Annotated in this window: 7 protein-coding genes, 9 tRNA genes and 3 rRNA genes; 1 reads left to right on the forward strand and 18 read right to left on the reverse strand. The window is 50.1% G+C overall.

From position 1 onward, the window contains the following. Positions 1-113: 113 nt before the first annotated feature. Together BCOA_RS22745 and sigW are read right to left on the reverse strand one after the other, a co-directional pair. On the reverse strand, positions 114-728 hold the full coding sequence (locus BCOA_RS22745; RefSeq protein WP_014096457.1) for an anti-sigma factor family protein: 615 nt from the start codon (positions 726-728) through the stop codon (positions 114-116). A gap of 12 nt (positions 729-740) precedes the next feature. Further along, positions 741-1,304 carry an RNA polymerase sigma factor SigW gene (gene sigW, locus BCOA_RS22750; protein WP_014096458.1) on the reverse strand — a complete coding sequence of 188 codons (564 nt, stop codon included), beginning with the start codon at positions 1,302-1,304 and terminating at the stop codon, positions 741-743. A gap of 175 nt (positions 1,305-1,479) precedes the next feature. Between sigW and BCOA_RS22755 the strand changes: the two genes are divergently transcribed. After that, positions 1,480-1,653 carry an aspartyl-phosphate phosphatase Spo0E family protein gene (locus tag BCOA_RS22755; RefSeq protein WP_014096459.1) on the forward strand — a complete coding sequence of 58 codons (174 nt, stop codon included), beginning with the start codon at positions 1,480-1,482 and terminating at the stop codon, positions 1,651-1,653. A gap of 103 nt (positions 1,654-1,756) precedes the next feature. Here BCOA_RS22755 and rocF read toward each other — a convergent pair whose 3' ends face one another. The 16 genes from rocF to cydD all read right to left on the reverse strand — a co-directional run bounded on the left by rocF (position 1,757) and on the right by cydD (position 13,935). Next, entirely contained in the window at positions 1,757-2,656 is a 900-nt protein-coding gene (gene rocF, locus BCOA_RS22760; protein ID WP_014096460.1) for an arginase, read from the reverse strand. A gap of 320 nt (positions 2,657-2,976) precedes the next feature. Continuing rightward, positions 2,977-3,048: transfer RNA gene (locus BCOA_RS22765), tRNA-Gly, on the reverse strand. A gap of 40 nt (positions 3,049-3,088) precedes the next feature. Then, positions 3,089-3,161 (reverse strand) — tRNA-Lys (locus tag BCOA_RS22770). Positions 3,162-3,208: 47 nt separating this feature from the next. Further along, positions 3,209-3,280: transfer RNA gene (locus BCOA_RS22775), tRNA-Gln, on the reverse strand. Between the two features lie 64 nt (positions 3,281-3,344). Beyond that, positions 3,345-3,429: transfer RNA gene (locus BCOA_RS22780), tRNA-Tyr, on the reverse strand. 5 nt (positions 3,430-3,434) lie between these two features. Beyond that, a tRNA-Thr gene (locus BCOA_RS22785) sits at positions 3,435-3,510 on the reverse strand. A gap of 7 nt (positions 3,511-3,517) precedes the next feature. Beyond that, positions 3,518-3,590 (reverse strand) — tRNA-Val (locus tag BCOA_RS22790). A gap of 11 nt (positions 3,591-3,601) precedes the next feature. Next, positions 3,602-3,676: transfer RNA gene (locus BCOA_RS22795), tRNA-Glu, on the reverse strand. An 11-nt stretch (positions 3,677-3,687) separates the two neighbouring features. Further along, positions 3,688-3,760, reverse strand: a tRNA-Thr gene (locus BCOA_RS22800). A 6-nt stretch (positions 3,761-3,766) separates the two neighbouring features. Then, positions 3,767-3,838: transfer RNA gene (locus BCOA_RS22805), tRNA-Asn, on the reverse strand. Positions 3,839-3,845: 7 nt separating this feature from the next. Continuing rightward, positions 3,846-3,961: ribosomal RNA gene (gene rrf / locus BCOA_RS22810) — 5S ribosomal RNA — on the reverse strand. Positions 3,962-4,367: 406 nt separating this feature from the next. Further along, positions 4,368-7,300, reverse strand: a 23S ribosomal RNA gene (locus BCOA_RS22815). Positions 7,301-7,465: 165 nt separating this feature from the next. Beyond that, positions 7,466-9,019, reverse strand: a 16S ribosomal RNA gene (locus tag BCOA_RS22820). Together the 16S, 23S and 5S rRNA genes with 9 tRNA genes alongside form the textbook arrangement of a ribosomal RNA operon. A gap of 466 nt (positions 9,020-9,485) precedes the next feature. Next, a complete protein-coding gene (locus BCOA_RS22825) occupies positions 9,486-10,274 on the reverse strand; it encodes an SDR family NAD(P)-dependent oxidoreductase (RefSeq protein WP_014096461.1) in 789 nt (262 codons plus the stop codon). Positions 10,275-10,487: 213 nt separating this feature from the next. Next, a complete protein-coding gene (gene cydC, locus BCOA_RS22830; protein ID WP_014096462.1) occupies positions 10,488-12,212 on the reverse strand; it encodes a thiol reductant ABC exporter subunit CydC in 1,725 nt (574 codons plus the stop codon). Next, positions 12,187-13,935, reverse strand: a complete 1,749-nt coding sequence (cydD, locus tag BCOA_RS22835) for a thiol reductant ABC exporter subunit CydD (protein WP_014096463.1) — start codon at positions 13,933-13,935, stop codon at positions 12,187-12,189. Before cydD ends, cydC begins: the two co-directional genes overlap by 26 nt. Positions 13,936-14,211 lie beyond the last annotated feature (276 nt).

Below are 14,211 nucleotides of genomic sequence, written 5' to 3' on the forward strand. Positions count from 1 at the left end.
TCCTCTGTCTTCAACTGTTCTATTATATCATTTCCCACGGCGAAATAGCAGCTTTTGTATATCTGGAAAAAGAAACGGGAACCGGATCCGGCCCCGCTCCAATATATTTATATTCATTTCAAATGCTTCCATGCATCCTGTCCTGTATCTTTTATTTTATACCAAATCCATTCAAAAACTTCATTAATTTCTTCCACATTTCCGGTAACGTCCCCCGCGGAGGCCATATATTCATTTCCCCGGACCACCGTCACATTCCCTTCCACTTTCCCTTCAATCCGGAGATCGCCGTTTGTTACCGTAATGTCCTCTTTAATCACTTTTCCCTTCGGCACAATTGCGGTATGCCCCTGGACAATGATGTCTTTGTTTTTCGTTACGGAAAACTCGTCCGGGTTATGCCACTCGGAAAACATCGCGCCTGCCATTAAAATGAAGAACAAGCCGGCGGAGGCGAGAAACGGATGCATTTTCAACCAGCGGCCCGCCCCGACCCGCTTTTTCTCCCTTGGAAGATTTTTCATAACGCGGCCTGTAAAACCGGGAGGCGCCTGGACATTCGGAAGGCTTTGCACGTAAAAGATGCTTTTTTGCAGCTCATAAAAATGCTGTCGGCACGCGCGGCATGTTTCCAAATGGTACTCGAGCATTTTTTTATGGTCTTCCGGAATGTCTTCATCTAAGTATTCATGCATATACAGTACAATTCTCTCAGAACATGCCTCCATATTTTTCCCTCCTCACAGCCTGCCCAATTGCTTTCGCAGCGCTTCACGCCCGCGGTGGATTCTTGTTTTTACCGTTCCCAGCGGAATGTCCAGCATTTCGCTGATTTCATTTAAAGATAATTCTTCAATATACTTTAAAACGATAATAATTCGGTATTTTTCCGGCAATTTTAAAATTTCTCGCTGGATCATTTCCTGCATCTCAAGTGTCTCCACCTGCATATCCGGCAGCTTTTCCTCCGCCGGTACGGTTGAATAAAGGGTCAGCCCTTCCGTCCCGGAAATTTCCGCATCCAGATAAAAATCAGGTTTCTTCTTGCGGATCCGGTCAATACACAAATTAGTAGCAATCCGGTACAACCACGATGAAAATTTCCGTTCCTGCTTAAAACTTTTAATATGGATATAGGCGCGGATAAATGTTTCCTGCGCCAGATCCTCCGCTTCGGTGCGGCTCCCGATCATGCGGAAACAGATTTGGAATACTTTATCTTTATATAATTCAACGATATCATTAAAAGCATTTTGGTCACCCTTCATGACCTGCTTAATTTTTCGGTTTACAGTTGCTTCCATTTTCCCCCTCCGCCCTGTGCGGTACGTTATTTTTACGGTTTTCTCCTGAAAAGGTTTCAAAAAAAAGTAAAAAAATGTTCAAGTCTATTGTAGCAAAGTTATGGAAAAAATGTTTAAATCTTTAGTAAAATGGATATAAAATATTACAAATTTGAATATGAACGGGGAGTCAGGGATGAACCAGAAAAGCCGAGCCTTAATGTTGGAAATTGAGGAAAAAAGACGTGAAATGATTCAGCTCGCTTCGACCACTGCATACTGGGATGACCAGGTCTTACAGGCAAGCAGGCATCTGGACCAGCTCATCAATCAATTTAACAAATTGAAAAGCAGTAAACTTCAGGGATAAGTGAACAGAACACCCATGGAATAGATTTAAATAAAAAAACGGCAAAACATCATTTGCCGTTTTTTTATTTGCAGTGCCGGATACCGGCCGGCAGGGGCTATTTTTAAAGAAGTTTTTTTCCAAACAATGTTTCAATCAGGCGGACAGCTTTTTCTGCCGTTTGATTGCGGCTGTCAAGGATCGGGTTTACTTCAACAACCTCGGCTGAAACAACGGCATCTGCATCGTGCAGCATCTCCATGGCGAGCCTGCTTTCGCGGAAATGAATCCCGCCGTATACAGGCGTTCCCACACCCGGGGCTTCTTGCGGATCGAGCGCATCTAAATCGAACGACAAATGAATGCCATCCGTTCTTTCTTTTAAATAGTTAATACTTTCTGTCATGACACTCTCCATCCCGAACCGGTCAATTTCAGCCATCGTGTAGATTTTTATGCCCAGATTACGGATGAAATCCTTTTCCCCTTCGTCCAAATCCCGCTGCCCGATCAGGACAACATGCTCCGCTTTCAGTTTTGGAATATAGCCGTAAACGCCCGTTAAAGAAGCATGCCCGTGCCCGAGGCTGGCGGCAAGCGGCATGCCGTGGACATTTCCGGAAGGGCTTGTCTCAGGAATGTTCATATCCGCATGCGCGTCAAACCAAATGACGCCGAGATTTCTGTAATGCTTGCTGATGCCGGCAATTGTGCCAATGGCAATACTGTGGTCGCCACCAAAAATAAGCGGAAACCGGTTGCTTTTTACAATTTCATCTGTATGCTCTGCAATGGACTGGCTTGCTTTTGAAATCGATTTCAAATTTCTCGCATTGGCTTCATCATCAGGGAGCTGCTCCGCCCTGCCAATTTCAATATTGCCCAAATCGGTAACCGCGCAGCCGAGTTTCTCTAGCCCTTCTTTCACACCTGCATACCGGATCGCCTGCGGGCCCAGATCCACCCCTTTATATCGCTGCCCAAGATCCATTGGAACACCCATTATTGTAATATGTTTCTCCATCAGACTGCCCCCTTCCCTTCTCTCTATATATCATTGTAAAATTGTTTTCCAATTGGCTCAACTGTACAAAATTCTGTATAATTATACAGAAGAAATGGGAATTAGCTAAAATATCCTCCTTCAGACGGCAGTCAAACATTCTTGTTCACTGATTTTTTAGCTTTGCAGGTGGGGGCTTCTAAGGTAATTGCACCACTAGATTAAACATCAACCACCCATTAACAGACAATGAAGTGTACATGATGTTAAAACAATTTACAGATAAATAAAAAACGCTCAAAATCCTCTTATAAAAAAGGGTTTTGAGCGTTTCTCTTTGAAGCGGAAGACGGGACTCGAACCCGCGACCCACACCTTGGGAAGGTGTTGTTCTACCACTAAACTACTTCCGCATATTTATAGAATACCACACACTTTAAAAAAAGAAAAGAGTGAGCCATGCAGGATTCGAACCTGCGACCCTCTGATTAAAAGTCAGATGCTCTACCAACTGAGCTAATGGCTCGTAAAAATCTATATATCAAATGGCTACGCCAATTCAATAGCAAAAGGCTGGGCCAGCTGGATTCGAACCAACGCATGACGGAGTCAAAGTCCGTTGCCTTACCGCTTGGCTATGGCCCAATTATCTATAGTATGAACCCTCTCACCAAAAAAATGCACCAAAGTGCATGTCCAAAAAAAAGGATGGTGGAGGGGGACGGATTCGAACCGCCGAACCCTGAGGGAGCGGATTTACAGTCCGCCGCGTTTAGCCACTTCGCTACCCCTCCGTAAATGGTGCCGGCCAGAGGACTTGAACCCCCAACCTACTGATTACAAGTCAGTTGCTCTACCAATTGAGCTAGACCGGCATAAAAATGGAGGATGACGGGCTCGAACCGCCGACCCTCTGCTTGTAAGGCAGACGCTCTCCCAGCTGAGCTAATCCTCCAAATATGTAAATGGTGACCCGTACGGGATTCGAACCCGTGTTACCGCCGTGAAAGGGCGGTGTCTTAACCGCTTGACCAACGGGCCAAAAAACTATAAGCTTCCAATCGGGCTCGAACCGATGACCTCTTCCTTACCATGGAAGTGCTCTACCTGCTGAGCTATGGAAGCATATGACTCCGCAGGTAGGATTCGAACCTACGACCGATCGGTTAACAGCCGATTGCTCTACCACTGAGCTACTGCGGAATATCAGGCCCGGCAGCGTCCTACTCTCGCAGGGGGAGATCCCCAACTACCATCGGCGCTGGAAAGCTTAACTTCCGTGTTCGGGATGGGAACGGGTGTGACCTTTCCGCCATCGCCACCGGACCTCAATGACAAAAATCATTATAGCAAAGTTTCCATTGCTTATCAACAGGAATTATGTGATTCCCTGAAAACCGGATGGGAGAAAAAACTGTAAACGGAGAATGCGTTTCTAACTTTGAGAATTGTCTAGCTCCAGCGCCTATCGGCTAGCGTATTTCTACGCTTTCTCCCTACGATAAGTCAACATCGGCTCGCCTTTAGGGGCTCGCCGTATTTCCTTTATCTCAGTCGAAAGCTCCGAAATCCGTACGCCGATGAGCGAGGCGCTTCCGCTTTTCTATTGTCCAGCTCCGGTGCCTAGCCCCTCGAGGTCGAATAACCTGCCCGTCACGGAGCCAAAAGACGGCTCCATGCCGGTCAGAACATTCGCTTGTCGGGGCTAAACAAGGCACCTCCGCTTTTCTATTTGGTTAAGTCCTCGATCGATTAGTATTCGTCAGCTCCACGCGTCGCCGCGCTTCCACCCCGGACCTATCAACCTGATCATCTTTCAGGGATCTTACCAGTACAAACTGTGGGAAATCTCATCTTGAGGGGGGCTTCATGCTTAGATGCTTTCAGCACTTATCCCTTCCGCACATAGCTACCCAGCGATGCCTTTGGCAAGACAACTGGTACACCAGCGGTGCGTCCATCCCGGTCCTCTCGTACTAAGGACAGCTCCTCTCAAATTTCCTGCGCCCGCGACGGATAGGGACCGAACTGTCTCACGACGTTCTGAACCCAGCTCGCGTACCGCTTTAATGGGCGAACAGCCCAACCCTTGGGACCGACTACAGCCCCAGGATGCGATGAGCCGACATCGAGGTGCCAAACCTCCCCGTCGATGTGGACTCTTGGGGGAGATCAGCCTGTTATCCCCAGGGTAGCTTTTATCCGTTGAGCGATGGCCCTTCCATGCGGAACCACCGGATCACTAAGCCCGACTTTCGTCCCTGCTCGACTTGTAAGTCTCGCAGTCAAGCTCCCTTATGCCTTTACACTCTGCGAATGATTTCCAACCATTCTGAGGGAACCTTTGGGCGCCTCCGTTACCTTTTAGGAGGCGACCGCCCCAGTCAAACTGCCTGCCTGACACTGTCTCCCACCCCGGTAAGGGGTGCGGGTTAGAATTTCCATACAGCCAGGGTAGTATCCCACCGATGCCTCCACCGAAGCTGGCGCTCCGGTTTCCAAGGCTCCTACCTATCCTGTACAAGCTGTACCAAAATTCAATATCAGGCTGCAGTAAAGCTCCATGGGGTCTTTCCGTCCTGTCGCGGGTAACCTGCATCTTCACAGGTACTATAATTTCACCGAGTCTCTCGTTGAGACAGTGCCCAGATCGTTACACCTTTCGTGCGGGTCAGAACTTACCTGACAAGGAATTTCGCTACCTTAGGACCGTTATAGTTACGGCCGCCGTTTACTGGGGCTTCAGTTCAGAGCTTCGCCTTACGGCTAACCCCTCTCCTTAACCTTCCAGCACCGGGCAGGTGTCAGCCCCTATACTTCGCCTTGCGGCTTCGCAGAGACCTGTGTTTTTGCTAAACAGTCGCCTGGGCCTATTCACTGCGGCTTCCCGGGGCATACACCCCAAAAAGCACCCCTTCTCCCGAAGTTACGGGGTCATTTTGCCGAGTTCCTTAACGAGAGTTCTCTCGCTCACCTTAGGATTCTCTCCTCGCCTACCTGTGTCGGTTTGCGGTACGGGCGCCTTTCACCTCACTAGAGGCTTTTCTTGGCAGTGTGGAATCAGGAACTTCGGTACTAAAATTTCCCTCGCCATCACAGCTCCGCCTTGGCGCGAAGGATTTGCCTCCGCACCGGCCTAACTGCTTGGACGCGATCAACCAGTGTCGCGCTTTCCCTATCCTCCTGCGTCCCCCCATCGTTCAAACGGTGAAGAGGCGGTACAGGAATATCAACCTGTTGTCCATCGCCTACGCCTTTCGGCCTCGGCTTAGGCCCCGACTAACCCTGAGCGGACGAGCCTTCCTCAGGAAACCTTAGGCATTCGGTGGAAGGGATTCTCACCCTTCTTTCGCTACTCATACCGGCATTCTCACTTCTAAACGCTCCACCGGTCCTTCCGGTCCGGCTTCAACGCCCTTAGAACGCTCTCCTACCACGGACGCCAAATGGTGTCCATCCGCAGCTTCGGTGATACGTTTAGCCCCGGTACATTTTCGGCGCAGCGTCACTCGACCAGTGAGCTATTACGCACTCTTTAAATGATGGCTGCTTCTAAGCCAACATCCTGGTTGTCTAAGCAACGCCACATCCTTTTCCACTTAACGTATACTTTGGGACCTTAGCTGGCGGTCTGGGCTGTTTCCCTTTCGACCATGGATCTTATCACTCACAGTCTGACTCCCAAGCATAAGTTTTTGGCATTCGGAGTTTGTCTGAATTCGGTAACCCGATGAGGGCCCCTCGTCCAAACAGTGCTCTACCTCCAAAACTCTTCGCTTGAGGCTAGCCCTAAAGCTATTTCGGAGAGAACCAGCTATCTCCAAGTTCGATTGGAATTTCTCCGCTACCCACACCTCATCCCCGCACTTTTCAACGTGCGTGGGTTCGGGCCTCCAACAAGTGTTACCTTGCCTTCACCCTGGACATGGGTAGATCACCTGGTTTCGGGTCTGCGGCCTCATACTCTTTCGCCCTGTTCAGACTCGCTTTCGCTGCGGCTCCGCTTCTTCAGCTTAACCTTGCATGAGACCGTAACTCGCCGGTTCATTCTACAAAAGGCACGCCATCACCCGTTAACGGGCTCTGACTACTTGTAGGCACACGGTTTCAGGATCTCTTTCACTCCCCTCCCGGGGTGCTTTTCACCTTTCCCTCACGGTACTGGTTCACTATCGGTCACTAGGGAGTATTTAGCCTTGGGAGATGGTCCTCCCGGATTCCGGCGGGATTCCTCGTGTCCCGCCGTACTCAGGATCCACTCGGGAGAGAACGAAGTGTCAGTTACAGGGCTTTTACCTTCTCCGGCAGGCCTTTCCAGGCCGCTTCACTTAACCTGTTCTTTTGTAACTCCCATATGAGTGTCCTACAACCCCGGAAGGCAAGCCTTCCGGTTTGGGCTGTTTCCTGTTCGCTCGCCGCTACTTGGGAAATCGCAATTGCTTTCTCTTCCTCCGGGTACTGAGATGTTTCAGTTCCCCGGGTGTGCCCTTCCTGCCCTATGGATTCAGGCAGGAATCCTGTCCAATTAAAGACAGGGGGTTTCCCCATTCGGAAATCTCCGGATCAACGCTTACGTACAGCTCCCCGGAGCATATCGGTGTTTGTACCGTCCTTCATCGGCTCCTAGTGCCAAGGCATTCACCGTGCGCCCTTTCTAACTTAACCATAAAAAGATTTAAATCCAAAAATAAGCGATTCTCGGTTTACTTGGTTTGTTTCTCCTATCCTGTTTTCAAAGAACACATACTGAAGGATTGAACCTTCAAAACTGAACAAAACGGAAACGTCAAACTTAATTGTGGAAAACGAAGTTTTCCTTAATTTCCTTAGAAAGGAGGTGATCCAGCCGCACCTTCCGATACGGCTACCTTGTTACGACTTCACCCCAATCATCTGTCCCACCTTCGGCGGCTGGCTCCGTAAAGGTTGCCTCACCGACTTCGGGTGTTACAAACTCTCGTGGTGTGACGGGCGGTGTGTACAAGGCCCGGGAACGTATTCACCGCGGCATGCTGATCCGCGATTACTAGCGATTCCGGCTTCATGCAGGCGGGTTGCAGCCTGCAATCCGAACTGGGAATGGTTTTTTGGGATTGGCTTAACCTCGCGGTCTCGCAGCCCTTTGTACCATCCATTGTAGCACGTGTGTAGCCCAGGTCATAAGGGGCATGATGATTTGACGTCATCCCCACCTTCCTCCGGTTTGTCACCGGCAGTCACCTTAGAGTGCCCAACTCAATGCTGGCAACTAAGGTCAAGGGTTGCGCTCGTTGCGGGACTTAACCCAACATCTCACGACACGAGCTGACGACAACCATGCACCACCTGTCACTCTGTCCCCCGAAGGGGAAGGCCCTGTCTCCAGGGAGGTCAGAGGATGTCAAGACCTGGTAAGGTTCTTCGCGTTGCTTCGAATTAAACCACATGCTCCACCGCTTGTGCGGGCCCCCGTCAATTCCTTTGAGTTTCAGCCTTGCGGCCGTACTCCCCAGGCGGAGTGCTTAATGCGTTAGCTGCAGCACTAAAGGGCGGAAACCCTCTAACACTTAGCACTCATCGTTTACGGCGTGGACTACCAGGGTATCTAATCCTGTTTGCTCCCCACGCTTTCGCGCCTCAGCGTCAGTTACAGACCAGAGAGCCGCCTTCGCCACTGGTGTTCCTCCACATCTCTACGCATTTCACCGCTACACGTGGAATTCCACTCTCCTCTTCTGCACTCAAGCCTCCCAGTTTCCAATGACCGCTTGCGGTTGAGCCGCAAGATTTCACATCAGACTTAAGAAACCGCCTGCGCGCGCTTTACGCCCAATAATTCCGGACAACGCTTGCCACCTACGTATTACCGCGGCTGCTGGCACGTAGTTAGCCGTGGCTTTCTGGCCGGGTACCGTCAAGGCGCCGCCCTGTTCGAACGGCACTTGTTCTTCCCCGGCAACAGAGTTTTACGACCCGAAGGCCTTCTTCACTCACGCGGCGTTGCTCCGTCAGACTTTCGTCCATTGCGGAAGATTCCCTACTGCTGCCTCCCGTAGGAGTTTGGGCCGTGTCTCAGTCCCAATGTGGCCGATCACCCTCTCAGGTCGGCTACGCATCGTTGCCTTGGTGAGCCATTACCCCACCAACTAGCTAATGCGCCGCGGGCCCATCTGTAAGTGACAGCCGAAGCCGTCTTTCCTTTTTCCTCCATGCGGAGGAAAAAACTATCCGGTATTAGCCCCGGTTTCCCGGCGTTATCCCGATCTTACAGGCAGGTTGCCCACGTGTTACTCACCCGTCCGCCGCTAACCTTTTAAAAGCAAGCTTTTAAAAGGTCCGCACGACTTGCATGTATTAGGCACGCCGCCAGCGTTCGTCCTGAGCCAGGATCAAACTCTCAGTAAAGATGTTTGATAAAAGCTCAAAAAGAATTTGACGTTTCGTTTTGTCCAGTTTTCAAGGAACAATCTTCGCCGTTTATTCATAACAGCGACTTTTATATTATATCAAGTATAAAGTGCTTTGTCAACACTTTTTTATCTGTCCTGCCTCATGTGAAGCAGCGACATTTATTAATATACCAAGATAGCAAATCGATGTCAACAGCCTTTGTATATTTTTATTCTATATAAAATGAACTTGAGTTTTTACATCAAGCCTGGGCACCGATTTGCATGACGATACTTTTTGCAGCAGGCAACAGAGCTGAGAGATTTTATTTATTTTATATATTTTTTCAGCTTTACGGAGGGAAGCCAAATCAACTTGTTTACGCTGTACAGCCAGGCGTTATACTGCAGACGGTATACCCGGGAGCTTCCCTCCATTTATCGAAATTGTTATTTCTTATAATAGATATTACAGCCGGACTTTAGGAAAGGACTGCCCCGCCATCAATGACAACCGTTTGCCCAATGATATGGGAAGACAGGTCTGATGCAAGATAGAGCAGAACATTCGCCACTTCTTCCGGTTGTGTATAGCGGCCAGTCGGGGCGGATGCAGCCATTTGCTGCCTCGTTTGTTCAGCAGCTGCTGAATCACCTCCGGCAAAACCGTTTTCAATTTTTCTCATCATTTCTGTGTCCACAACCCCTGGACATACCGCATTGACACGGACGCCGGACGGAGCTGCCTCAATTCCTGCCGTTTTCGTCATGCCGATCACCGCATGCTTACTGGCGCCGTATGCCACCATTTCCGGTGTGCCGACGAGGCCGGCAACAGAAGCCGTATTGACAATGGTGCCGCTTTTTTGGCTGATCATATGCGGCAACACATACTTCATACCAAGAAAGACGCCGCGTACATTAATGCCCATCAGTTTATCAAATACTTCTTCGGGATAATCTATGAGCGGTTTCATCTTTCCTTCCCAACCAGCATTGTTTAAAAGAATATCAATTTTTCCATAAGTATCTAGCGCAGTTCGGACGTAATGTTGGACATCTTTGGATTTGGAAACATCGGTCCGGACAAAAATCGCTTCCCCACCATTTTCACGGATTTTTCCAGCCGTTTCTTCTCCCAATTCATCAGATAAATCAGCGACCACGACATTTGCTCCGCCCGCAGCCAGTTTCAAGCATGCTTCGCGGCCGATTCCTCCCCCACCGCCGGTTACGATTGCAACTTTTCCTGTGAAATCAAATGTTTGCACTGGCGCCACCCTTTCCAAATTCGGTTCATCTTCAGTGTAATGGTTTGTAAAGAAGAAAGCAATGGTAACGCTTTCAAAAATTGTGTCTATTTTTTGCAACCGGCGATAGATAACCCATCTGCTTCTTTCGCGGCACGGGCAGAAATAAAAAACGGCAAATTCACTTGCAGGCGCCCATGCTGCAACAGTGGCACTGGAAAAAGCGGGGGCTGGTCAAGCGTCCCCGCGGTCCAGTTGATAAAGTTTGCGGTAACGCGCATGGTTTTCCATCAATGCCGCGTGTGTGCCCTGCATGGCGATTTTTCCTTCATCCAGAAAGACGATCTGATCCATTTTTTCCATCCCGGCCAGATGGTGAGTAATGAAAATCACCGTTTTGTCCTTTAAAACTTCAAACATCGTATCGAGCAGGTCTTTTTCTGTCAGGGGATCAAGCCCGACAGTCGGTTCATCCAAAATGACCACAGGCGTATTTTGCAGCAGGATCCGTGCGAGGGCGATTCTTTGCCGCTCGCCTCCCGAAAAACGCTGGCCGGTTTCCTCCATTTGGGTATGGATCCCATTTGGAAGGGAGTGGAGATACCGGTCAAGTTTGACTTGCCGGATGGCCTCCTCTATTTCTTCTGATGTGGCGCCGGGGCGTCCGAGGGCAGCGTTATTTTCGACCGTTGTCGCGAACAGATAAGGTTTCTGGTTCAAGACACTGACCAGCTGGTGAATCCCTTCGCCATATGCTGCCGGGGCATGCCCGCCGATGGAAACGGTCCCTGAAGCAGGCTGCAGCGCCCCAATCAGCAGATGGAGAAGCGTCGATTTGCCCGCTCCGCTTTTGCCAAGCACCGCGATTTTTTGCCCATGGGGAATGGTGAGTGACACATCGTTCAAAGCTGCGGCCGGTTCGTTTTCATAATAGTAAAAGACATGTTCCAAACGGATATCCGCTTTCTCTCCAGGAACTACGCTATTCCTGCTTTTATCCGGGACGTACTGCCGGATCGCGTCAATCCGTTGCAGGGATTCCTTGTATGCCGGAATCTTTTCCACCGCCGCGGATGCCGGGATGATGCCTTCCAGAATCGGAAGGGTTACAAGTGTAAAAGACGCAATATAGGTCGGGGCGATGTCTCCATGCATTGCGGCATGCCCTGCCCAGATGCCGGTAAATATTAAAATCATGCCCGAGATGACCTGTAGCTGAAAGTTCCGGTTATGATTCCAAAAGGACATCTTCCTTTCCATTTCGTGGCTTTCCTGGCTGTCTTCATGAAACTGCTTGAAAAACCGTTCTTTCTTTCCGCTGATGATCCAGTCGCGGATGCCGAATAAAGTATCCGTGACGTTGCGGTACAGCCGGCTCTGTGTTTCTTTCAGCGCGATTTGTCGTTTTTTCATGAAATATAAGGATAAAAGCGGGTAAACAAACAGGACGATCCCCATTAATAAGGCAATCCATAACGCAAACTGCCAGTCAAATGCAGCCAGCGTGCAAACAGAATATAAAAACAAAAACAGCGCCGTCACGACAGGAAAAATGGTGCGGATATAAGCGTCCTGCAAGTGCTCGATGTCATCGGCAAGCGTGCCGAGCAGATCCCCCGCCTGAAAACGCGAGCGGATAAACAGCGCCTGCGGTTCGAGCATTTCATACAGTTTGACGCGCATATCAGCAAGAATCTTCAACACCGTATTATGCCCGCTAAGCCGCTCAAAATAACGGGCGACCGGCCGCGCGATCCCGAAAGCGCGCACGCCGACGATCGGGACATAAATCAAAAGAATCGTCACCGGCATTTCGGAAGCCCTTGTGATCAAATACCCGGACGTAAAGGTGAGCATCGATGAAGCAAGAAAAGCAACAATGCCAAGCAGGACAGTAGCTACCATCAGCCACCGGTACTGACGGATATACGGTTTAATATACCGGTTGAAGTATGCCATGTTCTACCCCTCCCCGCTGCGCCTCGACAAGTTCGTAAAAGGCGCCCTTTTTCCGGTACAGCTCATCGTATGTGCCCGCTTCTCTAAGCCTGCCGCCATCCATCACCAAAATCAAATCCATTTCTTTTACCCAGTGCAGGCGGTGGGTGGCAAAAAAGACAAGTTTATGTTCAAAAAGCGGGAGCATCAGCTGTTTAATTTCCTGTTCCGTTTCGATATCGAGATGCGCAGTCGGCTCATCCAAAAGCATAACCGGACGTGCATCCAGCAATGCCCGCGCAAGCGCAATCCGCTGTTCTTCACCGCCGCTTAGCACCCGTCCGCCCTGGCCGATTTTTTCATCAAGCCCGTTCGGAAAGCTGGCGATGAGGTCGGAAAGCCCTGCTGTCCGGGCCGCTTCCTCAATCTTTTCAAGCGGCGCATCCGGCGCATACCAGGCAATATTTTCCCGTACGGTCTTTGCAAAAATATACGGATGCTGCGGAATGTAGTTCACCTGCTTTTGCCATTCGGTAAAGGACAAATGCGGAACTTCCAGGCCGTCAATCCTGATCCGTCCGCCATTCGGCATGGAGAACCCGGATAACAGGTCAATCAGCGTCGATTTGCCCGAACCGGAGATGCCGATCACGCCGATTTTTTGAAACCCACGGGCGGTAAACGTGACATCCTGCAAAATCGCCCGGTTTTCTTCCGGCGACTGTTTTTCGAGCCCTTCCACCGTTAATGTACTGTGTTCGTTCCAAACCGGGACGGGAAAAGAAAGCCCATTTCCAAAATCTTCTTTTTCGGCAAGCAGGCGGTGGATCTTCTCGCCCGCCTCTTTGCCGTTCATCGTGGCATGGTAATCGCTGCCGAGATCGCGGACCGGCATAAAATACTCCGGCGCGAGAATTAAAAGCGCAAGAGCCGGTTCAAATCCGATTTGCCCGTTAATCAGCCGGAGCCCGAGTTCCACGGCCACGACCGCCACGGACAAAGTCGCAAAAAAGTCCAGGGAAAACGACGATAAAAAAGCAATTCTGAGCGTGCGGTTTGTGGCAATCCGGTACTTGTTGCTGACTTCCCAAATGGCTTCTTTATGGCTTTTGCTCCGCCCTAAAAATTTCAGCGTCACGAGCCCCCTTAACGAGTCCACAAAATGGCGGGAAAGCAGCTGGTACGTTTCCCATCTCGCTTCTTTCTGCTTTTGCGCGGCGAGCCCGAGCAGAATCAAAAACCCGATTAAAATCGGCATGACAACCAGCAGCGTGATCCCGGTTTCAACATCCTGTGAAAAAATATACACAAGGAGAACAGCCGGGATCGTCAGGCACGCGATAAACCGTGGAATAAAAAGCTCTAAATAAGTACGGAACTCCGGAATGCCCTCAAGGCAAAGCGTCACCAGATTGCCCGTGCCATGCCTGCTGATGGCGCGCGGTCCGATGCGAAACAGCTTTTCAACGAGCAAGTTTTGGTAATGGAGGGACGTGCGGCCGGCAAACCGGAACGCAACCCGCGACTTTGCCCACTGCAAAAAGTGGCGGATGAGATGGGCGGCGAAAAAGATGCCAAATTCAGCCGCTGCTTCCTGCCACGGCACCCCTTTGTATAAATGGACAATCGCTTTTGCCAGGTATACTGCCTGCACGATAATAGCAACCGATTGGATCATCGTCAGGCATCCGGCAATGATAAAAGTTTTTAAGCTGCCTTTATACTGCATCAGATGTTTATCCATCCGCACCAGCTCCTCTCCGGTATGGGGCCATTCCGCCATACGCAGGGCTTTTTTGATTCGTTCATTGGCATATTTTCACCTGTACGGAGTCCCTAAGATCGTGCCAGGTTCCTGCTTCAATCCGCAATATGCGGACTGCTTCTCTCCGTACCCATCCAAAAGGTTCCATTCCAGGAGTAGTATCCATTCCCTATTCCCGTATTGATCTGCTTCTCTCCGCACCCGTCCAAACGGTGCCGAATGAAAAAGAAAACACCCGGTTTGCCCGAAATCCGC

Origin of the sequence: Heyndrickxia coagulans 36D1 (assembly GCF_000169195.2) — a bacterium.
Lineage (GTDB): Bacteria > Bacillota > Bacilli > Bacillales > Bacillaceae_C > Weizmannia > Weizmannia faecalis.